This is a genomic window from Kitasatospora sp. NPDC048407, assembly GCF_043200475.1.
GTDB lineage: Bacteria > Actinomycetota > Actinomycetes > Streptomycetales > Streptomycetaceae > Kitasatospora.
On record NZ_JBICXW010000005.1, the window covers coordinates 137,700 to 160,225 of the forward strand.

The 22,526-nt window shown below is 70.9% G+C and carries 26 protein-coding genes; 11 read left to right on the forward strand and 15 right to left on the reverse strand.

Annotated features, from left to right (window positions below; all coding sequences use genetic code 11):
• The 3 genes from ACGFWJ_RS12580 to ACGFWJ_RS12590 all read right to left on the reverse strand — a co-directional run bounded on the left by ACGFWJ_RS12580 (position 1) and on the right by ACGFWJ_RS12590 (position 1,357).
• On the reverse strand, positions 1–489 hold the full coding sequence (locus ACGFWJ_RS12580; protein WP_392948264.1) for a hypothetical protein: 489 nt from the start codon (positions 487–489) through the stop codon (positions 1–3).
• Positions 490–585: 96 nt separating this feature from the next.
• The gene (locus tag ACGFWJ_RS12585; protein ID WP_392948267.1) at positions 586–828 is read right to left on the reverse strand and encodes a DUF397 domain-containing protein; all 243 of its coding nucleotides are present in this window, start codon (positions 826–828) and stop codon (positions 586–588) included.
• 118 nt (positions 829–946) lie between these two features.
• A complete protein-coding gene (locus ACGFWJ_RS12590; RefSeq protein ID WP_392948270.1) occupies positions 947–1,357 on the reverse strand; it encodes a hypothetical protein in 411 nt (136 codons plus the stop codon).
• Between the two features lie 197 nt (positions 1,358–1,554).
• Here ACGFWJ_RS12590 and ACGFWJ_RS12595 point away from each other — a divergent pair, with 197 nt between their 5' ends.
• From ACGFWJ_RS12595 to ACGFWJ_RS12605, 3 genes are all read left to right on the forward strand, one after another.
• On the forward strand, positions 1,555–2,397 hold the full coding sequence (locus ACGFWJ_RS12595) for a Scr1 family TA system antitoxin-like transcriptional regulator (RefSeq protein ID WP_392948273.1): 843 nt from the start codon (positions 1,555–1,557) through the stop codon (positions 2,395–2,397).
• Positions 2,378–2,593, forward strand: coding sequence for a DUF397 domain-containing protein (locus ACGFWJ_RS12600; protein WP_392948276.1), 216 nt, complete (start codon positions 2,378–2,380; stop codon positions 2,591–2,593). The genes ACGFWJ_RS12595 and ACGFWJ_RS12600 overlap by 20 nt, the downstream gene beginning before the upstream one ends.
• Before the next feature lie 344 nt (positions 2,594–2,937).
• Complete coding sequence (locus ACGFWJ_RS12605; RefSeq protein ID WP_392948279.1) at positions 2,938–3,369, forward strand: NUDIX domain-containing protein; 432 nt, start codon at positions 2,938–2,940, stop codon at positions 3,367–3,369.
• A 127-nt stretch (positions 3,370–3,496) separates the two neighbouring features.
• Here ACGFWJ_RS12605 and ACGFWJ_RS12610 read toward each other — a convergent pair whose 3' ends face one another.
• The 6 genes from ACGFWJ_RS12610 to ACGFWJ_RS12635 form a co-directional block, all read right to left on the reverse strand.
• Positions 3,497–4,207, reverse strand: coding sequence for a DUF6193 family natural product biosynthesis protein (locus tag ACGFWJ_RS12610; RefSeq protein WP_392948282.1), 711 nt, complete (start codon positions 4,205–4,207; stop codon positions 3,497–3,499).
• A gap of 28 nt (positions 4,208–4,235) precedes the next feature.
• Positions 4,236–5,426, reverse strand: coding sequence for an alpha/beta hydrolase family protein (locus ACGFWJ_RS12615; RefSeq protein ID WP_392948285.1), 1,191 nt, complete (start codon positions 5,424–5,426; stop codon positions 4,236–4,238).
• A gap of 202 nt (positions 5,427–5,628) precedes the next feature.
• Positions 5,629–6,684 (reverse strand): hydroxyacid dehydrogenase, encoded by a 1,056-nt coding sequence (locus ACGFWJ_RS12620; RefSeq protein ID WP_392948288.1) that lies wholly within the window; start codon positions 6,682–6,684, stop codon positions 5,629–5,631.
• A 39-nt stretch (positions 6,685–6,723) separates the two neighbouring features.
• The gene (locus ACGFWJ_RS12625) at positions 6,724–7,548 is read right to left on the reverse strand and encodes a carbohydrate ABC transporter permease (RefSeq protein WP_387645975.1); all 825 of its coding nucleotides are present in this window, start codon (positions 7,546–7,548) and stop codon (positions 6,724–6,726) included.
• A 74-nt stretch (positions 7,549–7,622) separates the two neighbouring features.
• Entirely contained in the window at positions 7,623–8,687 is a 1,065-nt protein-coding gene (locus tag ACGFWJ_RS12630) for a carbohydrate ABC transporter permease (protein WP_392948291.1), read from the reverse strand.
• Complete coding sequence (locus ACGFWJ_RS12635; protein ID WP_392948294.1) at positions 8,687–10,042, reverse strand: ABC transporter substrate-binding protein; 1,356 nt, start codon at positions 10,040–10,042, stop codon at positions 8,687–8,689. The genes ACGFWJ_RS12630 and ACGFWJ_RS12635 overlap by 1 nt, the downstream gene beginning before the upstream one ends.
• A 319-nt stretch (positions 10,043–10,361) precedes the next feature.
• Here ACGFWJ_RS12635 and ACGFWJ_RS12640 point away from each other — a divergent pair, with 319 nt between their 5' ends.
• The 4 genes from ACGFWJ_RS12640 to ACGFWJ_RS12655 all read left to right on the forward strand — a co-directional run bounded on the left by ACGFWJ_RS12640 (position 10,362) and on the right by ACGFWJ_RS12655 (position 14,279).
• A complete protein-coding gene (locus ACGFWJ_RS12640; protein ID WP_392948297.1) occupies positions 10,362–12,257 on the forward strand; it encodes a DUF2264 domain-containing protein in 1,896 nt (631 codons plus the stop codon).
• Between the two features lie 97 nt (positions 12,258–12,354).
• On the forward strand, positions 12,355–13,134 hold the full coding sequence (locus ACGFWJ_RS12645; protein ID WP_392948300.1) for a sugar phosphate isomerase/epimerase family protein: 780 nt from the start codon (positions 12,355–12,357) through the stop codon (positions 13,132–13,134).
• A 127-nt stretch (positions 13,135–13,261) separates the two neighbouring features.
• Positions 13,262–13,912 (forward strand): DUF4937 domain-containing protein, encoded by a 651-nt coding sequence (locus ACGFWJ_RS12650; RefSeq protein WP_392948303.1) that lies wholly within the window; start codon positions 13,262–13,264, stop codon positions 13,910–13,912.
• Between the two features lie 37 nt (positions 13,913–13,949).
• Positions 13,950–14,279 carry a hypothetical protein gene (locus tag ACGFWJ_RS12655; protein WP_392948305.1) on the forward strand — a complete coding sequence of 110 codons (330 nt, stop codon included), beginning with the start codon at positions 13,950–13,952 and terminating at the stop codon, positions 14,277–14,279.
• Positions 14,280–14,552: 273 nt separating this feature from the next.
• Here the strand turns inward: ACGFWJ_RS12655 and ACGFWJ_RS12660 are convergent, their stop codons facing one another.
• Both ACGFWJ_RS12660 and ACGFWJ_RS12665 read right to left on the reverse strand, forming a co-directional pair.
• Positions 14,553–15,302 carry an SDR family oxidoreductase gene (locus ACGFWJ_RS12660; protein WP_392948308.1) on the reverse strand — a complete coding sequence of 250 codons (750 nt, stop codon included), beginning with the start codon at positions 15,300–15,302 and terminating at the stop codon, positions 14,553–14,555.
• 158 nt (positions 15,303–15,460) lie between these two features.
• On the reverse strand, positions 15,461–16,354 hold the full coding sequence (locus tag ACGFWJ_RS12665) for an AraC family transcriptional regulator N-terminal domain-containing protein (protein WP_387863684.1): 894 nt from the start codon (positions 16,352–16,354) through the stop codon (positions 15,461–15,463).
• A gap of 144 nt (positions 16,355–16,498) precedes the next feature.
• Here ACGFWJ_RS12665 and ACGFWJ_RS12670 point away from each other — a divergent pair, with 144 nt between their 5' ends.
• Together ACGFWJ_RS12670 and ACGFWJ_RS12675 are read left to right on the forward strand one after the other, a co-directional pair.
• Positions 16,499–16,816: a putative quinol monooxygenase gene (locus ACGFWJ_RS12670; RefSeq protein WP_392948311.1), complete on the forward strand. Its 318-nt coding sequence runs from the start codon at positions 16,499–16,501 to the stop codon at positions 16,814–16,816.
• Between the two features lie 102 nt (positions 16,817–16,918).
• Positions 16,919–17,887, forward strand: a complete 969-nt coding sequence (locus ACGFWJ_RS12675; protein WP_392948313.1) for an alpha/beta hydrolase — start codon at positions 16,919–16,921, stop codon at positions 17,885–17,887.
• A 59-nt stretch (positions 17,888–17,946) separates the two neighbouring features.
• Here the strand turns inward: ACGFWJ_RS12675 and ACGFWJ_RS12680 are convergent, their stop codons facing one another.
• Positions 17,947–18,855, reverse strand: coding sequence for an NmrA family NAD(P)-binding protein (locus tag ACGFWJ_RS12680; protein WP_392948316.1), 909 nt, complete (start codon positions 18,853–18,855; stop codon positions 17,947–17,949).
• Between the two features lie 107 nt (positions 18,856–18,962).
• Here ACGFWJ_RS12680 and ACGFWJ_RS12685 point away from each other — a divergent pair, with 107 nt between their 5' ends.
• Positions 18,963–19,685, forward strand: coding sequence for a TetR/AcrR family transcriptional regulator (locus ACGFWJ_RS12685; protein WP_392948318.1), 723 nt, complete (start codon positions 18,963–18,965; stop codon positions 19,683–19,685).
• An 82-nt stretch (positions 19,686–19,767) separates the two neighbouring features.
• Here the strand turns inward: ACGFWJ_RS12685 and ACGFWJ_RS12690 are convergent, their stop codons facing one another.
• Complete coding sequence (locus ACGFWJ_RS12690; RefSeq protein ID WP_392948320.1) at positions 19,768–20,787, reverse strand: LD-carboxypeptidase; 1,020 nt, start codon at positions 20,785–20,787, stop codon at positions 19,768–19,770.
• 73 nt (positions 20,788–20,860) lie between these two features.
• Here ACGFWJ_RS12690 and ACGFWJ_RS12695 point away from each other — a divergent pair, with 73 nt between their 5' ends.
• The gene (locus ACGFWJ_RS12695; RefSeq protein WP_392948322.1) at positions 20,861–21,091 is read left to right on the forward strand and encodes a hypothetical protein; all 231 of its coding nucleotides are present in this window, start codon (positions 20,861–20,863) and stop codon (positions 21,089–21,091) included.
• Here ACGFWJ_RS12695 and ACGFWJ_RS12700 read toward each other — a convergent pair.
• Together ACGFWJ_RS12700 and ACGFWJ_RS12705 are read right to left on the reverse strand one after the other, a co-directional pair.
• Positions 21,088–21,744, reverse strand: a complete 657-nt coding sequence (locus tag ACGFWJ_RS12700; RefSeq protein ID WP_392948324.1) for a hypothetical protein — start codon at positions 21,742–21,744, stop codon at positions 21,088–21,090. The two genes, ACGFWJ_RS12695 and ACGFWJ_RS12700, sit on opposite strands and share 4 nt — an antisense overlap.
• A gap of 14 nt (positions 21,745–21,758) precedes the next feature.
• A complete protein-coding gene (locus ACGFWJ_RS12705; RefSeq protein WP_392948327.1) occupies positions 21,759–22,445 on the reverse strand; it encodes a hypothetical protein in 687 nt (228 codons plus the stop codon).
• Between the last annotated feature and the right edge of the window lie 81 nt (positions 22,446–22,526).

A 22,526-nucleotide genomic window follows, 5' to 3' on the forward strand; every position in this document is an offset into this window, starting at 1 on the left:
TCACAAGAGGGGGTGCGGGCAGGGAACGCCCGGGTGGAACCGGTTGGGGCAGGCGACCACCGCCATGCAGAGCATGCGTTCGCCGGGCAGGTAGTGGACCCACACGACGTCAACACCGCTGCCCAAAGACATCGTTGCGTGCGCCACCTTTGCGCCGAGCCCGCAGTCCACCGCACCGCCGTCCGGGCGGAGGGCCGGCGGGTGCAGCTCGTAGATGTTCGCCAGCCACTCGGCGGCCTCCTTGGGCTCCGGCCAGGTCTGCTTCCCCAAATAGGACGGACGGCGCAGCAGGTAGTGCCCCGTCTGCATGGGCGGAACCGTCCGCTGCTCGAAGGGCAGATGGGCCTCCTGGTCGGGGCCCTTCATGCCGGCAACCATCGCGTGCCAGGCCGAGTCGAACGGCGAGGGCCGCCGCAGGTACTCGCCGAAGTACTGCTCCGGCCTGCCGATCCAGGGGCCGTAGCCGTGCCAGTGCCGGGAATTCGTCACAGGTATCCTCCATGGAGCGAGGGCCGCCCGGCCTGACTGCGACTCAGACCGGACGTCCCCCGCGTGAATTCAGCTCGGTACGTCAGCCCAAGGACGTCAGACCGCCAGGGCCCGGCCCTCCACCCACTTAACGGCGAAGGCGTCCAACTCGTGGCGGGTGAACCGCAGTTCCCGGCCCGCGCCTTCCGCCTTGGTGTCGCGCAGGACGAAGCCGTCTGCGACGCCGGGGATGGCCGCGAGACCCACGCAGCTCTCGTCCTCGCTGGTCAGGTTGCCGCCGCACTGGCGCACGAAGGTCGCGCCCTCGATCGGCAGCACGTACAGGTTGATCTCCGACATGGCCCCTCCTCGTGGGATGGTCTTACCAGCCGATCGAACGACCGGCCGGATGGTGCGCCCGCCCTGCACACGGGAGTCACCTTCAGGGCGGGAGTCTCAACTGGCCGCCGCTGCCCGGTCATCCAGCCCACCTCCGGTTGCTGCGGGCCGTCTGCCTGGCCGCCTCCGCGCGAGCCACATCGTTCCGGGTCGCCGCATGGACGTCGCCGGGATCCGCAGTCCACAGGTCACCACCGGCGGGCGGGGCGAGCACGAAACGGCCCAACTCGTCCGTCGCGCGGTACTCACCGACCCGATCGGCCCGCGCATCCACCACCAGCTCCCCGACCGCAGGCGTGCGCAGCACCTGCACCACGCTGCCGGAGCCACGGCCGGCCCGGATGACGGAGAACCCCACGTCGAGTGCGAACGCAATCCCGCTGACGACCGCCGGAGGCGCCGTGCCGAGCCGCACCAAGATCTCCGCGGCGGGGTCCGACGATCCGTCAACTCGGAGTGACGGAAGGATGATGCCTTCGGTCGCGAGCACGGCCCGCAGTCTCTCGCACGCATCGCGAGCCTCGTCGCGTCGAGCCCGGTGAAGGGGGGTCAGCAGAGAATCGGTCACGGCGGCACCGCCTGTCTCGTCGCTTCGCGATGGTTACTTTCCGTGCTTCAATCGTGGCTGCTTGGTGCCGCCCGGGGAAACAGCGGCGACACAACATCCAAACTGCTCAGAGGTGACCGATGGTCAGCCCCAAGAAACTTGACCCCTCCAGCTCGCCCGCGGCGTTCTACGGGAGCGAGCTGCGCCGGCTGCGGGAGAGCGTCGGCATCTCCCAACAGGCGCTCGGGGAGCGCGTGTTCGTCTCCGGGGCCTACATCGGCCAGCTTGAGAGCGCAACGCGACGGCCACAGCTGGACCTGTCCCGCTCGATCGACAAGGAGCTCGGCACCGGCGGCCACCTTGAGCGCCTTCATCCACTGCTCCGGCACCCGCGGATGGCCGACTACTTCGTCGAGGTGGTGGAGCAGGAGGCCCGGGCTCGCACCATCTCCGAGTACGCCGCGCTCGTGATTCCCGGACTTGTCCAGACTCGCGACTACGCGGAAGCGATCTTCCTGGGAGCCCAACCACTCCTGAACGAGCCCGAGTTGGCCGATCGCGTGGCCGCCCGGCTGGAACGTCAGAGAATCGTCGAGGATCCAACCGGCCCCGTGTTGTGGATGGTTCTCGACGAGGCCGTACTCCAGAGGGTGGTCAATAGCAGACGAGTCATGGCCGAGCAACTCCGGCACATCATTCGGCTGATCACCGAACGGCAGATCATCGTCCAGGTCGTACAGTTCGACGCCGGTGCGCACGCGATGCTCGAAGGCATGATCAGCCTGATGACCTTCGACAATGCGCCCCCTTTGGCGTACGTGGAAGGCCCGCACATCGGCCATCTCATCGACGAGCCGACGTTGGTCGCGAAATGCCGCCAGTCCTACGATTTGGTACGGGCCGCCGCGTTGTCACCGGAGGCGTCCCTCGCCCGAATCAAGTCGGCCGTGGAGGAACACGAACATGCATACGATCCCCAATGAGCCCGCCTCGCCACGACGCTGGCGGAAGAGTAGCCACTCCGGTGGCAACGCCGGTTCGTGCGTCGAAGTGGACGACGCCAACTTCGGCCATGTCCGGGACTCCAAGGACCCGAACGGAACCGTCCTGAAGTTCACCCCCAGGGCGTGGGCGACGTTCGTGTCGGCCATCGCCGACGGGGAGTTCGGCACCGCCTGAGCCGCGAATGGATGTAGGCCCCGCCGCCCTCTTCCCGGAGGATGCCTTTGGTTGGTTCGGGCCTGTGCGTGACGTCGACCTTCAAGGCCCAGTTGTGGTCTTGGAGGTCGACGTTGTCGCTTGGGACGGGTGCGGGTGTCGATGCGGCCCAGGATCCCGGGTAGGCCCGCCGGCGATGGCGCGGGCAGCGTTCCCGAAGGGAAGCCTGGAGATCCGGGTCGGGGACGAGTTGGGCCCGCTGTTCACCGATGAGGAGCCTTCATCACCGGCCAGTCGTTGCACGTCGACGGCGGCTGGATCCTCCACTGAGCCGCCCCAAACCACCGGAGAAAGAAGAGATCACCATGCAGCACCGCGTCCGCGCCGTCCTCCTCACCCCGAACGACACCATGCTGCTGATCAAGCGCATCCGCCCCGGCATCGACCCGTACTGGGTGATCGTCGGCGGCAAGATCGAACCGACCGATGCCGGCCCCGAGGAGGCCCTGCTGCGAGAGGTCCGCGAGGAGATCGCGGGCGAGGCTGAGATCGTCAGCCTCCTCCACACCATCGAGACCGACGACGAGCGCCAGGACTTCTACCTCGCCACCATCGAGAAGTGGAGCTTCGCGGACCGCACCGGACCCGAGTTCGGCCAGGAAGGCCGGGGCGAGTACCTCCTCGAGGAGATCCCCCTGACCACCGACGCCCTCGACGCGGTCAACCTCCTTCCCCCGGACTTCGCGGCCGTCCTGCGCGGGGCCGTCGAGCGCGGGGAGATCCTCGCCGCCCGTTGACCGTCAAGGTGGCAAGGAGAACCGGCAGCTGTCCGACCGGCGGCCGGCCGCCCTTGGGGGTGTCCGGCGCCAGGTGCCGCCGAACTGGCGACGGACACGATCGCTGCCGGTGCCGCTCGGACGACGCTCAGCGCGCCGGCCCGGTCCCCTCCGGCAGGGCGGCCACCATGAAGGCGACGGCCTCCTCCGGCGTCTCGAAGCGTGCGAGCAGTTCGTGCCCGTCGCGTACCGCGTAGGACCTCTCGTAGTGCGGCCAGATCATGGGACCGACCCCTGTCGTACGCCGATTCGGCGTGGTGCTGGTGGAGAACCAGAGGTTGAAGTGGCTGGTCACCGGCATCAGTTGGCGGAGCACCGGCTCGGCGTACGCCGCCGCCAACAGCGCGTGCACGCGCGGGAAACGGTTCATCGGCGGCATGTGGATGCCGTCGAGCCTGCGGCACCACTCCAGTTCGACAACACCGAGCGGCTCCCGCTCGTGCTCGAGAGCCCAGGGGCGGAACTCGATGCACGGGGCCTGCTCCTTGGTTTCCTCGAGCCCCGCTCCGCCGGTCCAGGCCACCACCGCCCTGACCACCTCGGCCGGATCGGCGGTCGACCCGCCGGCCAGGCGCCGGCCGTTGTGCTGGAGGTACACCCAGAAAGTCCGACGCTGCTCGTCGGCCGGATGCACCGTCACCCGCCGGTCGGGCCCCGCGTCGGCGTACGTGGCTGTGCCGCTCCACTGCCCGTCCGGCTGGGGCAGGACGACTCCGAGGCCGTCCGCCGCACGCAGCAACCTCTCCCCGAGTGCCACCCCGCCCCAGTCGTTCTCGCCGGCCCCCGCCCCGAAGCTCATCCCGCCAGTATGCCGCCGAGCGCGTCGACTAGTGCTGGAAGAGTACTTCCGGATTGTTCGGCGAGGGGCCGTCCAGCAGCGGACTGTGGGTCCCCTTCAGCGTCTGGTCGAAGAACGCCGTCACGTACTCGCGGGTGATCGCTATCCCGCGGTCCGGGGAGAGGGGCGGCGTCGGGAACCCGGCCTGCCCCTGAAGCAGGTTCAGGTCGGAGAAGCTGAAGTGGTCGGCGCCGGTGACCGTCAGCCACTTCTTGTAGCCACCGAGGGCGGCCCAGGGGTGCTCCCAATCGGTGTTGGCGGTCTTACCCAGCATGAGGAACGGCCGTGTGATCTGGCCGGGCATCGGCTCCGGGTGGAAGGTGCCGTCCATGTTCACTCCGGCCCGTACTCGCGGGTCGGCGATCATCGTGGTGGCGGCGGCCGCTCCGCCGATGGAGTGTCCGGCCATGCCGATCTCGTGCTTGTCGATGAGATGTGCCAGGCGCCACGCGGTGTTGCCATGTGTCAACTGGTCGATCAAGAAGGACACGTCCAGCGCGCGGCTGGTGGGGATGGAGTCGATCCGCGTCGGGTCACCGCAGATCGCGCACGGCGACGTCTGGCCGTTCGCCAGCGTCTCGCCGCTGTCCTCGTAGGTGTCGCCGACGAGCGCGACGACGTAGCCGTGACTGGCCAAATCGGTCGCGAGCGAGGTGAGTGTGATGCGCGGGTCCTCGTACGCAGGTGAGAGGACCACCAGCGGATACTTGCCGCGCTGCGGCCGCGCGCCGTCGAAGGCGTGAGTGGTGACGCTGGAAAGGGTCTGTGGGGTGACGCCGGAGCTCGCCGGCAAATTCTTCCGCTGGACGATTCCGGCTGCCTCGCCGAGGGTCATGTAAGGGGCGGGAGTCCCGGTCCCGGGGACGGCCGGGTAGACCATCGTGACGGTCAGTTGGCGGGGGCCGGATGACGGCACCCACGGGTCGGGACGGCTCGCGTCGGTGAGGTGGATGACGTCCTCGCCGGCGGCGTAGGGGCCGGTCGGCGCGGGGAGCACGCCTTGGAAGGACCGCGTGGGCGCGGCGGCGGCCGTGGCGGCGGTCGCGTGCACGGTGGTCGCGTGCACGGTGGACGGCGGGGTCGTGGCGGCGAGTCCGGTGCCGGTCGCGGCCACTGATGCGGCGAGACCCAGGATTGCGACAGCGCTGATACGGCGCTTGCGGTTCGAAGTGGTGTTCACGGGCACGATCCTGCCCGGCCCCGCCCTGACGATCGATCATGCAGGCATCCGTCTTGAGGGTGGCACTGGCTACACCCTGAGATCCCCGGCGGCGCGGGGCTCCCGAAAGCGAAGGCGCCCGTCGACGGAACCGTGGCACCTGCCGATGACTGGCACAGGTTCGCGATCCGGCCGACGGGCGCCTCCGGGCGCTCCCGACGTGCTACGCGGTGCGGCCGATCTCCTCGCGCGTCACCGGGTGGGCGAACGGCAGGCCGTCGACGTAGCGGGCGAGTTCGTCGGCTGCGGCGGCGGCCATGCGGTGGAGTTCGCCGCCGAGGGAGCCGGCGATGTGGGGGGTGAGGAGGACGTTGGGGAGGTCGTAGAGGGGGGAGTCGGCGGGGAGGGTCTCGGGGACGGTGACGTCGAGGATGGCGTCGATGCGGCCGGTGGTGAGCTCGGCGGTGAGGGCGTCCTGGTCGATCAGGGAGCCGCGGGAGGTGTTGATCAGGGTGGCGCCGTCGGGCATCAGGGCGAGGCGGCGGGCGTCCAGCAGGTGCCTGGTCTCGGGGAGTTCGGGGGCGTGCACGCTCAACACGTCGGAGCGGGTGCACAGTTCGTCCATGGAGACCAGCTCGGCGCCGAGGGCGGCGGCCTGGTCGGAGGTCACGTACGGGTCGTGCAGAAGCAGCTCGAACTCGTAGGGGGCGAGGAGTTCCAGCACTCGCCGCCCGATCCGGGAGGCACCGACGATGCCGACGGTGCGCCGGTAGTTGCCGACGCCGGCGTATGCGGCCTGCCAGTCGTGGGGGGCCCGCCGGGAGCGGTAGTCGGCGGCGAGGCGGAGGACCGGCTTGTTGCTGAACAGGACGGCGGCGACGGTGAATTCGGCGACCGGGAGGGCGTTGGCCCAGGCGGCGGAGGTGATGCCGAGGCCGCGGTCCCAGCAGGCGTCGGTGATGTGGTGCTTGACCGAGCCGGCCGCGTGCAGGACGGCGCGGAGCTTGGGGGCGGCGGCCAGGACGGAGTCCGTGAGCGGCGGGCAGCCCCAGCTGCTGATGATGACTTCGGCGGAGGCGAGGGCGGCCGCGCCCTCGGGGGAGGAGAAGTCGTCGATGACCAACTCCGGGTCGAGGTCGGCGAGTTCGACCATCCGGGCCATGGTGTCGGGGGCGATCAGCCGGGCGGCGAGGTCGCCGTGCATGGCGAGCAGGGCGCGCGGGCGGGTCCGGACGGTGGCGGCGGAGTTCGGTGCCTCGGCGGGCGCGGAGTTGGGCATGGCGGGGCTCCCCAGAAGGCGCAGTGGAAAAGGAGGTGGTTACTTGACGCTGCCGGCGGTCATTCCGGCCTTCCAGTGGCGCTGGAGCGCCACGAAGGCGATGACCAGCGGCAGGACGGCGAGCAGCGAGCCGGTGACCACCAGCGGGTAGTACTCGGGGAAGGCGTGGGTCTGGGCGTTCCAGGTGTACAGGCCGAGGCTGACCGGGAAGAGCCGGTTGTCGGAGAGCATCACCAGCGGCAGGAAGAAGTTGTTCCAGATGGCGGTGAACTGGAACAGGAAGATGGTGACGAAGCCGGGCATGACCATCTTCAGGCCGATCGACCAGAAGATCCGCAGTTCGCTCGCGCCGTCCATCCGGGCGGCCTCCAGGGTCTCGCCGGGCAGGTAGCCGGCGCAGAACACCCGGGCCAGGTACACCCCGAACGGGTTGACCAGGGAGGGCAGCAGCACCGCCCAGTAGGTGTTGACGATGTGCAGCTGGGAGGCCAGCAGGTACATCGGCAGGGCGAGCGCGGTGGTGGGCACCAGCACGCCGAGCAGCACCACGCCGAACAGCTTCTCCTTGCCGCGGAAGCTGTAGACGTGGAACGCGTAGCCGGCGCCGACGCAGATCAGCGCGCACAGCAGGGCCCCGATCCCGGCGTACAGCAGGGAGTTGAGGTACCAGCGGAAGTAGATGCCGTCGCCCTGGGTGGCCAGGTCCTGGAGGTTCTGGCCGAGGTGGAAGTTGCCCGCGCCGAGCGAGCGGCCGCCGATCAGGTCGGCGGTGTTCTTCGCGGAGGCGGTGAGCAGCCAGCCGAGCGGCAGCAGGGTGTACAGGGTGGCGAGGACCAGCGCCCCGTTGACGGCGGTCTTCGACATCGTCCAGGGGCGGCGCGGCTTCCCGGCGGCGGAACCGGTGTCGGCGGCGGGGCGGACGGGGGTGAGGGTGCTGCTCATCGGGCGGTCTCCGTCCGCTTCGAGGTCGCCTGCGATGTCCGCTTCGAGGTCGCCTGCGACGTCCGCTTCTCGTCGCGGCCGCGGGTGAAGCGGGTGACCACGAAGGACAGTGCGGCGGCGACCAGGGCGAGGATCACCGAGGACGCGGCGGCCAGGCCGTAGTCGTTGCGTTCGAACGCGGCGGAGTAGGCGTACATGTTGGGGGTCCAGGTGGAGACCACGCCGGGGGCGACGTCGTGCAGGATCACCGGTTCGGTGAACAGCTGGAGCGAGCCGATCACGGTGAACAGTCCGACCATCACCACGGACGCGCGGATCAGCGGGATCTTCACGCTGAACGCGGTGCGCAGCGGCCCGGCGCCGTCGACCACGGCGGCCTCCAGCACCTCGCGCGGGATGGCCTGCAGCGCGGCGTAGAAGATCACCATGTTGTAGCCGGTCCACTCCCAGATCGCGATGTTGACGATCGCGGGCAGCGGGTGGCCGAACACGTCGACCTGGGTGCCGGCCGAGCTGAGCGCGTCGATCACCGGGCTGATGCCGGGGGTGTACAGGTACGTCCACACCAGGGCGGCGATGATGCCGGGGACGGCGTGCGGCATGAACAGCGCGAGCTGGAAGAACCGCTTGGCGCGGGCCAGCGTGGAGTCCAGCAGGAGCGCGACGGCCAGCGACAGGCCGAGCATCAGCGGGATGTACAGCAGGCAGTACTGGGCGGTGTTCCAGAAGCCGTCGCGGAACGCGGCGTCGCCGAGCGCCCGGGTGTAGTTGCCGAGGCCGGTGAACACCTGCTTGGTGGTGCCGCCGAAGCCGAGACCGGAGCGGCGCTCGCTGAACAGGCTGAGGTAGACCGCGTAGCCGATCGGGATCAGCGTGCACGCGGTGAACAGCACCATGAACGGGGCGAGCAGCACGGCTGGGGCGGCGAACGGCGCCCGGCGCTTCCGGGGGCCTCGCGATCCGGCGGAACCGCCCCGGACGGACGTGCCCGGGGCGACCGCGGAACCGCCCCGGGCGGCGGCGGAGGTGCCGCCCCCCGGGACGGGAGTGCTGCCGGACATCAGCCGGCCACCTTCAGACCGCGGTTCTTCAGCTCGGCGAGGGTGGCCTGCTGGGCGGCGTCGACGGCGGACGGCACGGTGGTGCCCTGGCCGAGCTTGCCGAAGGCGTCCTTCATCGAGCTGTTGGTGGCGCCCATGGACGGGCCCCAGGCCCAGTTCGGCTTGATGGACTTCGCGGCGTCCTGGTAGATCGCGTAGATGTCCTGGCCGCCGTAGAACTCGGTCTTGAACGCGGCCTTGGCCACCGGGATCAGCTCCGGGTCGGCCGGGTAGGCGGAGGAGGAGCCGGAGGCGATGCGGGCCTGGATGCCCTCGGGGGTGGTGGTCGCCCAGGTGGCGAACTCGACCGCGGCCTTGGCCTTCTTGCTGTCCTTGGAGACCGCGAAGGTGGTACCGCCGAGCATGCCGGAGGCGGGCTGGCCGTCCCAGCTCGGCATCGGGGCGACGGCCCACTTGCCGTTGGCGGCCGGGTCGGTGCCGAGGGTGGACTTCAGCACGCCGCCGCCCCACGCGGCGCCGAGGTACGCGGCGGTCTCGCCCTTCTGCAGCGAAGCCGTCCACTGCTGGCTGAACGAGGGCTGGACGCGGATCAGGTCATCGGTGATCATGCCCTGCCAGTAGTCGGCGACCTTCTTGGTGTCGGCGCCGGCCATGTCGACCTTCCAGCTGTCGCCGCTGGTGCCGAACCACTTGGCGCCGGCCTGCCAGACCATCGCCTCGAAGGTGCTCGGGTCGTCCGGGAAGAAGGTGGCGATGCGGGTGTTGGCGTCGGCGGCCTTCAGCTTCGCCGCGGCGTCCTTGAACTCGTCCCAGGTCTTCGGGACGGCGACCCCGGCCTTCTCGAAGAGGTCCTTGCGGTAGTACAGCGCCTGCGGGGAGGCGTCCAGCGGCAGCGCCCAGGTGGAGCCGCCCAGCGTGGTCAGCTCCATCGACTGCGGCAGGTACTTGCCCTTCAGATCGGCGGAGACCAGCTTGCTGATGTCCTGCACCGCGCCCTGGCTGACGAAGTCCGGCAGCTGCGGGTACTCGACGTTGAACACGTCGGGGGCGTTGCCGGCCTTCACCGCGTTGGAGATCTTGGCGTAGCCGCCGGCGTTGCCGGACGGGATCTCCTCGAAGGTGACCTGGATGTTCGGGTGGGAGGCGTTGAAGGCCTGCACCACGTCCTTGGTGCCCTTGGCCCAGCCCCAGAAGGTGATCGAGACCGGCTTGCCGTCGCTGCCCGCGTCGGAGGCCGACGCCGACTTGTCGCCGTCGCTGCCGCACGCGGCGAGCAGGGTCACGCCCAGGACGGTGGCGGTGGCGGCGGCGGCGAGACGGAGAGCTCTGCGGCGGTGGAGAGCGGGAGAGGACATGGCACGGCTCCTGTGGGGGTCCTTGAAACGCCGGGTAGGTACCCGATCACCCGATTTGAGCAGGTCGGGCCGGGTTGATCGCTATCTTGGGACGGCCTCCGATCAGACGTCAAGAGAGTGGGATCAAATGATCGTGCTTGATCAATCACTCTTGACCCTTCAAGCGCCGTTCACCTTGAGTTTTCGGCGTTTTCTCGGAGGTCACAATCGGATCAAGGAGATCATTCGATCACCGATTCTTGACGGGGTGATCGCCTCTTCCTAGGGTCGGCCGGTAGCCCCAGTGCCCAGCCGTGCCCACACAGGAACCGAGGCCGCCATGCCGCACCCGCTCCCCCTCCCGCCGGAAGACCGCGCGCTCAGCCCGCACACCGGCTGGACCAGGGCCCACTGGGAAGGCGCCGCCGACCACCTGCTGGCCGCCGTCCGCCCGTACGCCGGGCCGGCCAACGCCCTGATCAACCTCCCCGGCACCCGCCCCAGCTGGTCCGGCCCCCGCTCGGACGGCCTGGAAGGCTACGCCCGCACCTTCCTGCTCGCCGCGATCCGAGTCGCCGGCGCCGGCGGCGACGACCCCACCAACCTGCTGGAGCGCTACGCCGAAGGCCTCGCCGCCGGCACCCGCACCCCCACCACCGAACGAAACCTCAGCGACGGCGACCTCACCTCCTGGGGCGCCATCACCGACCGCGGCCAGCCCATGGTGGAAGCCGCCTCCGTCGCCATCGGCCTGCGCCTCACCCGCCGCTGGCTCTGGGACCGCCTCGACCCCGCCGTCCAGGAACGCGCCGGCGCCTGGCTCGCCCAGGCCCTGCACCACCAGCCCGTCGACAACAACTGGTGGCTGTTCCCGTTCACCGTCGGCGGCTTCCTCGCCGAAGCCGGCATCGACACCGACGCCGCCAACGCCGCCATCGACCGCGGCCTCGAACGCATCGACCGCTGGTACCTCGGCGACGGCTGGTACACCGACGGCCGCCCCCGCGCCATCGACCACTACAACGGCTGGGCCCTGCACCTCTACCCCGCCCTGCACGCCCACCTCGCCGCCGACCCCGCACTCACCGCCCGCTACGGGAGCCGCCTGCACGCCTACCTCGCCGACTACTCCCGGCTGTTCGACCGCAACGGCGCACCCATCCACCAGGGACGCTCACTCAGCTACCGGTTCGCCGCCGCCGCCCCGCTCTGGGCCGGCGCCCTGCTCGGCACCACCCCCCTCGACCCCGGCACCACCCGCCGGCTCGCCTCCGGCGCCCTCCGCTACTTCCTCGACCGCGACGCCCTCGACGACCACGGCCTGCTCACCCTCGGCTGGCACGGCCCCTACCCGCCGATCGTCCAGCCCTACTCCGGCCCCGCCTCCCCCTACTGGGCCTCCGGCGGCTTCCTCGGCCTGCTGCTCCCGCCCGACCACCCCCTCTGGACCGCCCCCGAAACCCCCTCCCCCGCCGAAACCGCCGACGCCGTCACCCCCCTGCCCGCCCCCGGCTGGCTGATCCAGTCCACCGCCGCCGACGGCCTCGTCCGCCTGCACAACCACGGCAGCGACGACCAGCCCGCGGACGAGCCCGTCGCCGACAACCCCCTCTACTCCCGCCTCGCCCACTCCACCCGCACCGGACCGGGCACCGCCGGCGACAACCACTTCGCGCTGCTGCTCGACGGCGAGCCGAGCGAACGCGGCCCCATCACCCCCCTCGGCGCGGGCCGCCTGGGCGCCTGCGGTTGGGCCGCGTCCTCGCACCGGCCCCGGCACCGCGGCGCTGAACTGCCCGGCATCACCGTCACCTCACTCACCCTCGCCCACGGCGCCGACGAAGTCCGGGTGCACGTCGTACGCGGCGCGATAGCCGGCACGGCCGTCCGCGAGGGCGGCTGGGCGGTCACCGGCGCCCGTTCCCGCGTTACTGGGCGCCACGCGCAGATCACCGCCGACGACCACCTCCACACCGAACTCCTCGCCCTCCACGGCTGGACCACCGCCACCACCACCCCCGCCCCCGACGGCACCGCCTTCGGCCCCACCGCCACCACCCCCCAGCTGCACGGCACCATCACCACCGGCCTCTTCGCCACCGCGGCCCGCCTCACGGCCGCCGCCGGCTCCCTGCCCGCGCTCACGGCCCTCGCCTTCGCCCTCGCCGATGACGTCATCACCATCACCTGGCCGGACGGGACGACCACCAACTGCCCGCTCCCGCCTACCTCCTGACGCATCTCCGCGCCACCCCTCCCCCGCCCGCTCTCCCTTCCCCTGATGGGTGCCGGGCGGGCGGGCGAAAACAGCGACCACCCACCCCGAGGAACCCATGCCCCTCGCCTTTTCCACTCTCGGCCTCCCCGCCCACCCCCTCCCCGCCGTCCTCGCTCTCACCGCCGACCACGGCTACGACGGCCTCGAACTCCGCGCCGCCCCGGGCGAACCCGTCCACACCGGCCTGAGCTCCGCCGAACGTCGCGCCGCCGCCCGCCAGTTCACCGCCGCAGCCGTCACCCCACTCACCGTCGCCTCGTACGTCGGCATCGCCGAGCCCGGCCCGGACGCCCCCGTCCTCGCCGACCTGCTCGCCCACCTGCACCTCGCGGCCGACCTGGGCGCCCCGTACGTCCGCGTCTTCCCACGCGGCGGCGCCGACGCCACCGAAGGCACCCGCACCGCCGCCCACCGCCTGCTCGAACTCGCCGACACCGCAGTCGACTTGGGCGTCACCATCCTGGTCGAGACGCACGACTCCCACCGCTCCGGCGCCGCCCTCGCCGCCCTTCTCGCCGCCACCCCGCACCCGGCCGTCGGCGCCCTCTGGGACGTCATGCACACCTGGCTCTCCGGCGAGACCCCCGCCGACTCCTACCGCCTGCTCGCCCCCCGTCTCGGCTACGTCCAGGTCAAGGACGTCGCCTCCGCCGAAGACCTCACCCCCCTCTCCCTCGGCGCGGGCGTCCTCCCCCTCCCCGCCTGCCTGGCCCAACTCCCTGCCGGCACCTGGATCTCCTGGGAGTACGAAGCCCCCTGGCACCCCACCGCTGCCTCCTTTGCCCCGCAACTCGCCCACGGCCAGGCCTACTTGACGTCCCACCTCACGGCCTGACGCCGAGCTCGCGCCTGGCGACGTACGCCGCTGGCCCGAACTACCCGCACCGATAGGCTGATTGACGCCGACCGTGGTCCGCGCCCGATCATTTTTTGTGCCAGTCCGGCTGGGAGGAAGGATGCGCATGTGGGGCAAGTGGATCGGTTGCACGGTGCCGGCGGCTGCGCGCGAGCAGTTCTTCACTGCCCAGGCCGCCTGGTCGACGATCAGCGACCAGCCGGGCCTGGTCGGCCAGCTGGGCGGCTGGGACCCGGCCACCGGCCGAGCCCACCTACTGGGGCTTTGGGCCGACGCCGAAACCTACCGGTCGTTCATGCACGAGCGACACGACGCCGTCGTCTCCGGCAACCAGCAGAGCACCACCTGCACCGAGATCGACGTCGCCACCGGCGAGACCGTCCTCGAAATGGCAGGAGACGCCGCCGACCTCCCGCACGCCCTCGAACGCGCCACTCTCCTACGGGTCGCCGACTGCCGGCTGCTGCCCGGCCGCGAGAACCACTTCCTCGAAGTCCAACGCACCGTGTGGGCCCCGGGCATGGCCGCAGCCGGGGGCATGCTGGCCGGAACCGTCACCCGACTCGATGCGCACCGCCACCTGGTCACAACCCTCTGGTCCAACTCCGCCGCCCACCAGCACTACAGCACCCACCACCTCCCGGCCCTGCGCTCCCGCGCCACCCTCGAGCACGACATCCGATCGATGACCGGCCATGTGCTGCCGCTGGAAGCGGCCTGGCGCGTCCTGCCGCAATCCCGCGCACACGAAAGGTGATCTACTGGCGGACGCACACGGTGATCATCGGAGAGTCATGGGAATCGAGCTCGAACTGCACTCGGAGAGACCGCGCAAGGGTCCGTCCCTGGCTACGTTGCTCCGCGGGTCCTACGAACACGGCGACGCGCTCGCGGATGCGCTGAGTGCGCTCGTCCGCCACGGGTCCGGCAAGTTGGGCCGGGTCGACCCGTACGGGGACACCCTGTTCAACGAGCAGGAGGCCGAAGCCGCTCGCCAGGAGGTCACCGCCCTGCTCTGCGGCTGCGCCGACGAGCGCCAGCGGGCCGCCCTCCTCGACCTCGACGGGCTGCTGGAAGCGTGCGCGGCAACGCCGGGCAGCTACCTGTGCTTCGTGGGTGACTGAGTCGCACACCGTCTCCCCTGGACAGCCCGGCCCGGCGGTCCCCCGCTCAGTCCCTGGACCGGCGCGGACCAGGCGTCGGTCCCGCTCGCACAAGCGTGGGGCGGCGGTCTGGTCGCCTCGGTGGACGGGAGCCAACCTGCAGGAAGGCCGCCACGCGCTCGCCCGCAAGATCTTCCGTTCATCGGGGTGAGCGCCCGACGGCGAGCCGACCCGGTGCGTGGGCGCGGGGCCGGCTCCTGGTGTCAGTGCGGCGTGATCTTGCCTGCTGGCTGATCACTTCGCCTGGGAGAGCGAGACCGCGTCGGGGCCGGCGGGGAATCGCAGCTGGCCGGTCGTGTCGTGCACGGCTCGCCACACTGTCTCGGCGACGTCGCTCTCCTTGGTGAACAGGTCCTGGCCCGTGAAGTCGCCCATGGCCTTCTTCGCCCATGGTGCGTAGGGCGCCGGGACCAGCTCGTCCAGCGAGGCGCCCTTCGTCGCGTTGGCTGCGAAGTTCGTCGTCAGGCAGGCGCCCGGCTCGACCGTCTTGGCCTGCACACCGAACGGCGCGAGCTCGAGCGCGAGGGATGCGGTGAACCCCTCGATGGCCATCTTGCTTGCCTTGTAGACGGCCGAGAGCGGCATGTGGCCCAGCACCACGCTGGAGGTCACGTTGACCACCACGCCGGAGCCGCGCTCGCGGAACTGGGGCAGCACCGCCTGCGTCGTCGCCATCACGCCGAACGTGTTGGTTTCGAAGACTTCCCGCACTCGGGCCATGGGGGTGCCCTCGAACACGCTGATCGACGGGACGCCCGCGTTGTTGACCAGGACGTCGATGGGCCCGGCCGCCTCGAACGCGGCGGTGATGCTCTGGGGCTTGGTCACGTCGAGCTCGACGACGCGGAGCCGGTCCGACTCGGGCAGGACGCCAGCACGCGGCGTCCGCATCGTGGCGATGACGTTCCACCCCTGCGAGTGGAAGTACAGGGCGGTCTCCCGTCCGTATCCGGATGAGGCACCAGTGATCAGAACCGTCTTCATGCGGTGATCCTTGCGATGTAGTGGGATCCGCGGATGGACAGGCATTTTCCTGCCCCGCGGAAGAACGGGTGCTGATCCCATTGAATCGCTCTGACCTGCTGGAACAGTAGAACTATCGTCGCTTCGTCTTGCACGATCCTCCCTCATCGTCCGGCCGCTCAAGGAAGGACGCCCGCAGTGCTTCGCAGGCGGGCCGCGTCCCGGCTCGGGGGTGCGCCGAACTGGCGGCGGTACTCGCGGCTGAACTGCGACGGGTTGTCGTAGCCGACGCGGTGGCCGACTCCGGTGACGTCGCCCGGGTGGGTGGCGAGCAGCAGCCGGGCCTCCTGGAGCCGGATCTGTTTCTGGAACTGGATGGGGCTCATCGCGGTCACCGCCTGGAAGTTGCGGTAGAACGCGGAGACGCTCATCCCGGACAGCCGTGCCACGTCCGCGACCCGGAAGGGCTCGGCGTAGTGCTCGCGGATCCAGCGCACGGCCCGGGCGACATGGCTGAGGCCGCTGTCGGCGAGGCCGAGCTGGCGCACCGTCGCGCCCTGCTCGCCGGTGATCAGGCGCCACAGGATCTCGCGTTTGACCAGCGGGGCCAGTACGGCGCGGTCGCTGGGCTCGTCGAGCAGGCGCAGTAGCCGGACCACCGCGTCGAGCAACGCGGGCGGGGCGTCGCTGACGACGATCCCCGACGGAGTGCCTCCGGCGGGGCGGGGGATGTCGCCGGGACCGGCTTGCAGTAGCAGTTCGGCGACGGCGGACGGTTCCAGCGTGAGGCCGAAGCCGAGGGCCGGCTGCTCGGGGGCGGCCTGGGTGAACTGTCCGGTGACGGGCAGGTCGACGGATGCGACCAGGTACTGCCCGGCGCCGTACGCGTAGACCCGGTCGCCCAGCGCGAGGCGTTTGGCGCCCTGGGCGATGACTGCGAGCACCGTGCCGGACATCGAGGGCGCCGGCGGATCCGGCCGGTCGACCTTGGAGATGAGGACGCCGTCGATGGCGGTGGTCCAGTCGGGCCGGGCATGCCGGGCCAGCAGGGTGCGGAGCTCTTCGAGGTGCATGCGTCCATTGCAGCACTGTCCTGTGCCGACATTCCCGTACTCGCGAGGATCGTGCAAGTGCCAGCGAGCATCGTTCTAACGTTTGCGCAGGTCACGGCGATTGAATGGAATCACCGCACTCCATCAACGCAGAAAAAGGCCTCCATGATTGCCACGTACGGTTTCCACGCCACGCTGACCGCCAGGCCCGGAATGGGCGACCGGCTCGTCGACCTGCTGCTGACCGGCCTGCACGAGGGCAGCCCCGGCGCGAGCGAGTACTGCGTGGTCTACCTCGTCTCCCGTTCCGCGTCCGCCCCCGACGTCGTCCACGTCACCGAGGGCTGGACCAGCGAGGAGGACCACCAGCGGATCTTCGCCGGCGAGGCCGCCCAGGCCATCGTGGCGCAGATCGGCGGACTGCTGGCCAAGGAGTCCGAGTACACCGACTACGTGCCGGTCCGCGGCAAGGCCGCCTTCTGACCCGCCGAACACCCCGCACCCCAGCCTCTGCCGCCCCGGTCCCGCCGAGGCGACCCCCGTCCTCGCCCGACCCTCCGCCACCACCCATGAAAGGCAACGACCATGACCACGGCACGCCCCTCCCTCGACCCCGAACTGCATGAACTCCTGGCCGACATGCCGCTGATGTCCCAGCTCAGCCCGGAAGTGCTGGCGCAGGTACGCCCCTTCTCCTCGATGCCCGTCGAACCCCTCATGGAAGGTCGCGCGATCGACCGGCGCGAGGTCACCGCTGAGAGTCCGGACGGCACCCCGATCCCCCTGTCCGTCTTCAGCCCCGCGACCACCGATCGCGCCACCGCCGCACCCTGCGTCTACTGGATGCACGGCGGCGGGATGGTCATGGGCGACCGCTTCTCACAGATCGACATCCCGCTGGAGTGGCTCGACGAGTTCGGCGCCGTCGTGGTCTCCGTCGACTACCGGCTCGCGCCCGAGTCCACCGGTACCATCCCGGTCGACGACTGCTACCAGGGACTGCTCTGGATCGCCGAACACTCCGAAGAACTGGGCATCGACCCCGCCCGGATCATCGTCGCAGGCGCCAGCGCGGGCGGCGGCCTCGCCGCCGGCGTCACCCTGCTGGCCCGCGACCTCGGCACCCCGACGATCGCCGCCCAAGTCCTGATCGGCCCCATGCTCGACCACCGCAACACCACCGCCTCCAGCCTCCAGTACTCGAACGGGCCCGGCGTCTGGACCCGCGAGATGAACGGATTCGGATGGCGCTGCCTCCTCGGCGACCTCACCGACGACGAGGTACCCGCATACGTCTCACCCGCCCTGGCCGACGACCTCGCGGGCCTGCCGACCACCTACATCGACACCGGCTCCGCCGAAGTCTTCCGCGACGAGGACACCGACTACGCCACCCGCATCTGGGCGGCCGGCGGCCAGGCCGAACTCCACGTCTGGGCAGGCGGCTTCCACGGATTCGACGCCCTGTACCCGCAGGCACACATCTCGGCCACAGCCCGCCGAACCCGCACTGACTGGCTCGCCCGACTCCTGCCCACGAACCCCGCCGCATAGGGGAAGTCGACGAGTTTCGGCCAACGTCGCCCGGGCCGCCCGCGCTGCCACGTCTGCCGCTACGGGGCGCCGAGCAGTTGGGTGCGGAGCGCGGCGGCGCCGGTCTCGGTGAGCCAGTCCGTGAACGTGCGCAGTCCGGGGTGGATGACCCGCAGGGCCTCGATGTCGGCGTGCCAGCGGTGTCCGGTGTCCCACTGCCGGCGGATCTCGGCGAAGCCGGGGTTCAGTGCGGTCGCTTCGTCGTGGGTGAGTTGCTCGTAGCGCACGGCGATTCCGGTCGCGGCGGTGATCGCGGCGGCGGCTTCGACCGGTGTGGGGGCGTCGCCGGCGAGTTCCAGGGTGCGTCCGGCGAAACGGTCCGGCTGTTCGAAGGCCAGGGCCGCGAATTCGGCGATGTCTTCCAGGGCGATGATTTGGAGGGGCTGGTTCGGCGTGAAGAGGTGCCGGTGGACGCCGTTGACGATGCCGTCGAGGGCGAGGCCGTTCATGCCGAGGTAGTTGGTCATGAAACGGACCGGCCGCAGGACGGTCACCAGCGGGATCCGCTCGTGCAGGTACTCCTCGATGCGCCGCTTCCCGGGTGCGGCGAACGCCGCGCCGGAGGTCGAGGCGACGCCGGTGAACACCGCTTGGCGGATGCCGGTGGCGGCTGCCGCGTCAGCGAGGGCCCGGCCGCGGGTGAACTCCAGTTCGTCGTCGCTGCCTGACGGTCCGTAGGCGACCGGCGGCACGGCGAACAGCGCGGTGGCGCCGGCCAGCGCCGGTTCGAGGCCAGCCGGATCGTCGAAGTCCGCGACGGCCAGTTCGGCCCCGGCGTCCGCGAGCGCCACGGCGGCGGGTGCGGTGCGGTCCCGTACCAGCGCGCGCACGGGCCGGCCGGCGGCCAGCAGGCGGCGGGCGGTCGCGCCGCCCTGCTTCCCGGTGGCGCCGGTCACGGCAACGACGCCCCGAACGGTTTCGGTGGTCATGCGGTCCTCCCTCTCGCCCGGGCCCGGTTGCGGATGGGTGTGCTCGGCCCGAGCTATCTGAGACACTCCAACCCGGTTGACTCCGAGGGCACAAGGGGTTTCGTGACATGACCGCAGTGATCGACGGCGGCGACCGGGCCGACGCCCGCCGCAATCGGGCGAAGGTGCTGTCCGCCGCCGGGGAGGCGTTCGCCGAGCACGGGCTCGACGTCCCGCTCGGCGACATCGCCCGCCTGGCCGGTGTCGGCGCGGGCACCGTGTACCGGCATTTCCCGAGCAAGCAGGCCCTCCTGGAGGCGGTGCACGCCCAGCACCTGAGCGACCTGATCGCCTCCGGGGAGCGGCGGCTGTCCCAACTCCCGCCCACCGAGGCGTTCTTCGGGTTCCTACTGGAGGTCGTCGAGACCTCCCAGCGGCGCGGACCGGTCTGCGACCTGGTGACCGCCGACCCGAGCTGGCCGCGCCCGGTGCTCACGGCGGCCGTGCAGCGGTTCCGCCAGGTGCTGACCGCCCTGCTCCACGCCGCCCAGCGGGCGGGCGGCGCCCGTCCCGACCTCGACCCCGAGGGCGTCGCCTCGTTCGCCGTCGGCTGCACCGCGATGCTCACCGCGCGCCGCGACCGCCAGGCCGGCCTCGCTCTCGTCCGGCTCGCCCTGGACGGTCTGCGGCCGTCCACGTTCGTCACGGAACACCCGCCTTTTCGTGACGGGCTGAACGCCCGCTGCGAGGAGTGCGGCACCGCACTCACGCCCCGCCCCACCGGCCGCCCGCCGCGCTACTGCGGAGCCACCTGCCGCCAACGGGCCCACCGCCGCCGCCCGGCCGGCTGACCGAGTGCCACGATCGCGCACTCACCCACGCCGCGTCCCCGCTACCCGGGCCCGGTCGAGTACGCCGCGCCGGGTGCCGCCCTCACGATCGGTCAGCGCTGAGCGTAGGCTCCCCCACCGCCGGTTCGAGCAGCGACAGCGTCCGCCGCTCCGCGTCGAGGCCGACGCGAATGCCCACCGGCATCGGCAGGTTCGGACCGGCGTGGCCGAAGTCGACGTTGCCCAGGACCGGGATGTCACGGTCACCGAGGACGTCGAGGACGATCTCGCGCAGGGTCGGGGACTCGCCGGGCTCGAGTCCGCCGATCTCGCGCGGGACGCCCACGACCATGCCGGAGATCCGGTCGAGGATGCCGCTGTGCCGCATCACCTGCAGGTAGCTCCACACGTACGAGGCCAGGCCGCCGAACTCCTCCCAGAACAGCACCGCCCCGTCGTACTGTTCGAGTGGCAGCGCGAACGGCGTTGCCTGCGCCAGCACGATGCGGTTGATCACCCCGCCGATCAGTCGGCCTTCGGCACGACCCGGCCGCCAGCACTCCCAGGACGGGCTCGCGGGCAGCGCACCGACCGCCCCGGTCCCGGTCAGTAGGTCGAAGTAGAGCTTCTCGAGTTCCGCCTGGCGCGCCACGGACGCGGACGGCCAGCAGCCACCGAAGCCGGGGACGGCCATGTCGGCGTGGAACCCGACCAGACCGGTGCGCGCGTGGAGCACCAGGTGCAGGAGTGAGATGTCGCTGTAGCCGAGGATCGGCTTCGGGTCGGCCCGGATCGCCTCGACGTCGATGAGGTCGAGGTAGCCGAGCGCCGTCTGACCGCCGTCGCTCGCGACGATCGCGCGCACCTCGGGATCGCGCAGCAGACCGTTGAGCTCCCCGGCGATCTCCGCCGGCGTGGCCGCGCTCCACCAGCGACGGCGGCCCACTTCGAGCAGCGGAGCCCGGCGCACGCGGAATCCCATCCGCTCGAACACCGCCACCGTCCGCTCGACGTTGGGTTCGTGGGCGGCGGGCAGCGGACCGGACAGCGCGGCGATGACGACGAGATCTCCGGGCCGCAGCGCGCGCGGCCGAAGCAGGTGAGGCAGTACGGAACCGGTCACGGCGTCAGTGTCGCCGATGCCGTGGGGCAGGGTCACCCGACTTTCGCCATCGGGCCGGGCCTAAAATCCCGCCGTGACAAAGGACTTGAAGTGCACCCACTGCGGGAATCCCGGACTCGACCAGGGCTTCATCGAGGACACCGGCGAGCACAGCCGCGGCGACGCCCGCTGGATCGCGGGCCCACTGGAACGCGGCCTGTTCGGCGGAGCCAAGCGAATGGGCCGCACCCGCTTCCAGATCGACGCCTTCCGCTGCCCCCAGTGCGGCCACCTGGAGCTGTTCGCCAGCCAGCAGCTCGGCTAGGACTCCCGCACCGCCCGCCGCCGTTCGCCCTCCGGCGTGAAGGTGAACGACTCCAGGAACGGCCCCTCGCCGAAGCGCACCGCCAGCAGCAGCGGCTGTTCGTACGGCGGGGGCCACTGCCCTGCCTCGCCGTTGCCCAGGTGGAAGGACACCATCGGCAGCCGGGGGTCCGCGCCGAGGTAGCCGAGCGTCTTGCCGTACAGCGGGTTGGTCCCGCCGAACAGCACCGACGGCGGCCCGAACTCCGCCGTCACCTCCGGCCAGGTCCGGTCCTCCCGCGCCCATGCGCGGGCCCGGCCCGCCAGCGCCGCGTACTCGTCCTCCGTGAGCACCCGGTCCGGCTCCAACCAGCCGCAGCGGTGCGCGAATTCGGCGTACACCGAGGAGGCCGCATACTGCTCGTCCTGCTCGGGGAGCACCTCCCGGAACGCGCCGACAACGCCTCGGCACGTCCAGACGCCCCGGGTCTCCCATTCCCGCTGCTGCCGGGTGAGTTCCTCGGGCCTGCGCTCGACGAACAGCAGGTGGTCGATCATCATCCGAAGGACGCTCTCGCCCCCGTAAATCACGATCCGGCGCAGCGCCAGGTTGGTCCGCTCCACCAGGTGGGCGTGGATCTCTTCGACGGTGGCGCGCGGGCCGGGTGCTGGCATCCCCGCAGTCTTCCCTACCGCGGCGGCTGCGACGAGCCCCCGGCACCGATCTCGGCCAGGTCGTCCGCCAGGTCCGCCAGGGTCAGTTCGGGGTTGAGGGCGGCCACCAGGTCGTCCGTCAGCGGGCGGCCGGCGAAGACGGCGCGGACGGCCGCCAGGTCGATCTCGTCCTCCAGTTGCTCCTCGGCGTGCGCGTGGTACGCCTCGGGCCGGCGGTCCGTCAGCAGTTCGAACAGGCCGTCCGCGCCGTCGGGATCGGCCCCGGCCGGGAAGTCGATCGTGCCGTGCCGCCACGCCGGGTCGGTGCTCTCGCGCCACAGGCAGGCCGTCACCGCGGGGGTGCCGTTCTCGTCGCGGAACGCCGGTTCGGCGACCTGCGCGGCGAACGCGGCGGGTACCTCGTCCAGCACGCCGGGCCACACCTCGTGGTCCTCGTCGCGGTACGGGCTCATCTCCGTCTCGTGCGCGAACCCGCGCACGTACGCGCCGGCGGGGCCGAACACGATCGAGTACTCGTCGCCGCTGCCGTCCCGCATCGAGGCCATCTCCTCACCGGCCGCCGCGCCCCACCGCGCGTCGTAGCTGAAGTACCGGTCGTGCCAGACGGGCAGCAGGATCGCGTCCAGCACCGCCAAGGTCCGGCAGTGGTCCTGGAGTTCGGCGATCCCGGGCAGCGACGCAGCGACGCGTTCAACAGTCATACCGTCATCCAAGCAGGTCACACCCACACCCCCGGGCCCGAAAACCACATGCCCAGGGCCGCCGGCGCACAGCACAATGCC

Bases quoted from the DNA above. Each gene is read 5' to 3' on its own strand.
- ACGFWJ_RS12585 (WP_392948267.1), bottom strand. From the start codon at position 828: ATGTCGGAGATCAACCTGTACGTGCTGCCGATCGAGGGCGCGACCTTC.
- ACGFWJ_RS12595 (WP_392948273.1), top strand. From the start codon at position 1,555: ATGGTCAGCCCCAAGAAACTTGACCCCTCCAGCTCGCCCGCGGCGTTC.
- ACGFWJ_RS12600 (WP_392948276.1), top strand. From the start codon at position 2,378: ATGCATACGATCCCCAATGAGCCCGCCTCGCCACGACGCTGGCGGAAG.
- ACGFWJ_RS12605 (WP_392948279.1), top strand. From the start codon at position 2,938: ATGCAGCACCGCGTCCGCGCCGTCCTCCTCACCCCGAACGACACCATG.
- ACGFWJ_RS12610 (WP_392948282.1), bottom strand. From the start codon at position 4,207: ATGAGCTTCGGGGCGGGGGCCGGCGAGAACGACTGGGGCGGGGTGGCA.
- ACGFWJ_RS12620 (WP_392948288.1), bottom strand. From the start codon at position 6,684: ATGCCCAACTCCGCGCCCGCCGAGGCACCGAACTCCGCCGCCACCGTC.
- ACGFWJ_RS12625 (WP_387645975.1), bottom strand. From the start codon at position 7,548: ATGTCGAAGACCGCCGTCAACGGGGCGCTGGTCCTCGCCACCCTGTAC.
- ACGFWJ_RS12630 (WP_392948291.1), bottom strand. From the start codon at position 8,687: ATGTCCGGCAGCACTCCCGTCCCGGGGGGCGGCACCTCCGCCGCCGCC.
- ACGFWJ_RS12635 (WP_392948294.1), bottom strand. From the start codon at position 10,042: ATGTCCTCTCCCGCTCTCCACCGCCGCAGAGCTCTCCGTCTCGCCGCC.
- ACGFWJ_RS12640 (WP_392948297.1), top strand. From the start codon at position 10,362: ATGCCGCACCCGCTCCCCCTCCCGCCGGAAGACCGCGCGCTCAGCCCG.
- ACGFWJ_RS12645 (WP_392948300.1), top strand. From the start codon at position 12,355: ATGCCCCTCGCCTTTTCCACTCTCGGCCTCCCCGCCCACCCCCTCCCC.
- ACGFWJ_RS12650 (WP_392948303.1), top strand. From the start codon at position 13,262: ATGTGGGGCAAGTGGATCGGTTGCACGGTGCCGGCGGCTGCGCGCGAG.
- ACGFWJ_RS12655 (WP_392948305.1), top strand. From the start codon at position 13,950: ATGGGAATCGAGCTCGAACTGCACTCGGAGAGACCGCGCAAGGGTCCG.
- ACGFWJ_RS12660 (WP_392948308.1), bottom strand. From the start codon at position 15,302: ATGAAGACGGTTCTGATCACTGGTGCCTCATCCGGATACGGACGGGAG.
- ACGFWJ_RS12665 (WP_387863684.1), bottom strand. From the start codon at position 16,354: ATGCACCTCGAAGAGCTCCGCACCCTGCTGGCCCGGCATGCCCGGCCC.
- ACGFWJ_RS12670 (WP_392948311.1), top strand. From the start codon at position 16,499: ATGATTGCCACGTACGGTTTCCACGCCACGCTGACCGCCAGGCCCGGA.
- ACGFWJ_RS12675 (WP_392948313.1), top strand. From the start codon at position 16,919: ATGACCACGGCACGCCCCTCCCTCGACCCCGAACTGCATGAACTCCTG.
- ACGFWJ_RS12680 (WP_392948316.1), bottom strand. From the start codon at position 18,855: ATGACCACCGAAACCGTTCGGGGCGTCGTTGCCGTGACCGGCGCCACC.
- ACGFWJ_RS12685 (WP_392948318.1), top strand. From the start codon at position 18,963: ATGACCGCAGTGATCGACGGCGGCGACCGGGCCGACGCCCGCCGCAAT.
- ACGFWJ_RS12700 (WP_392948324.1), bottom strand. From the start codon at position 21,744: ATGCCAGCACCCGGCCCGCGCGCCACCGTCGAAGAGATCCACGCCCAC.
- ACGFWJ_RS12705 (WP_392948327.1), bottom strand. From the start codon at position 22,445: ATGACTGTTGAACGCGTCGCTGCGTCGCTGCCCGGGATCGCCGAACTC.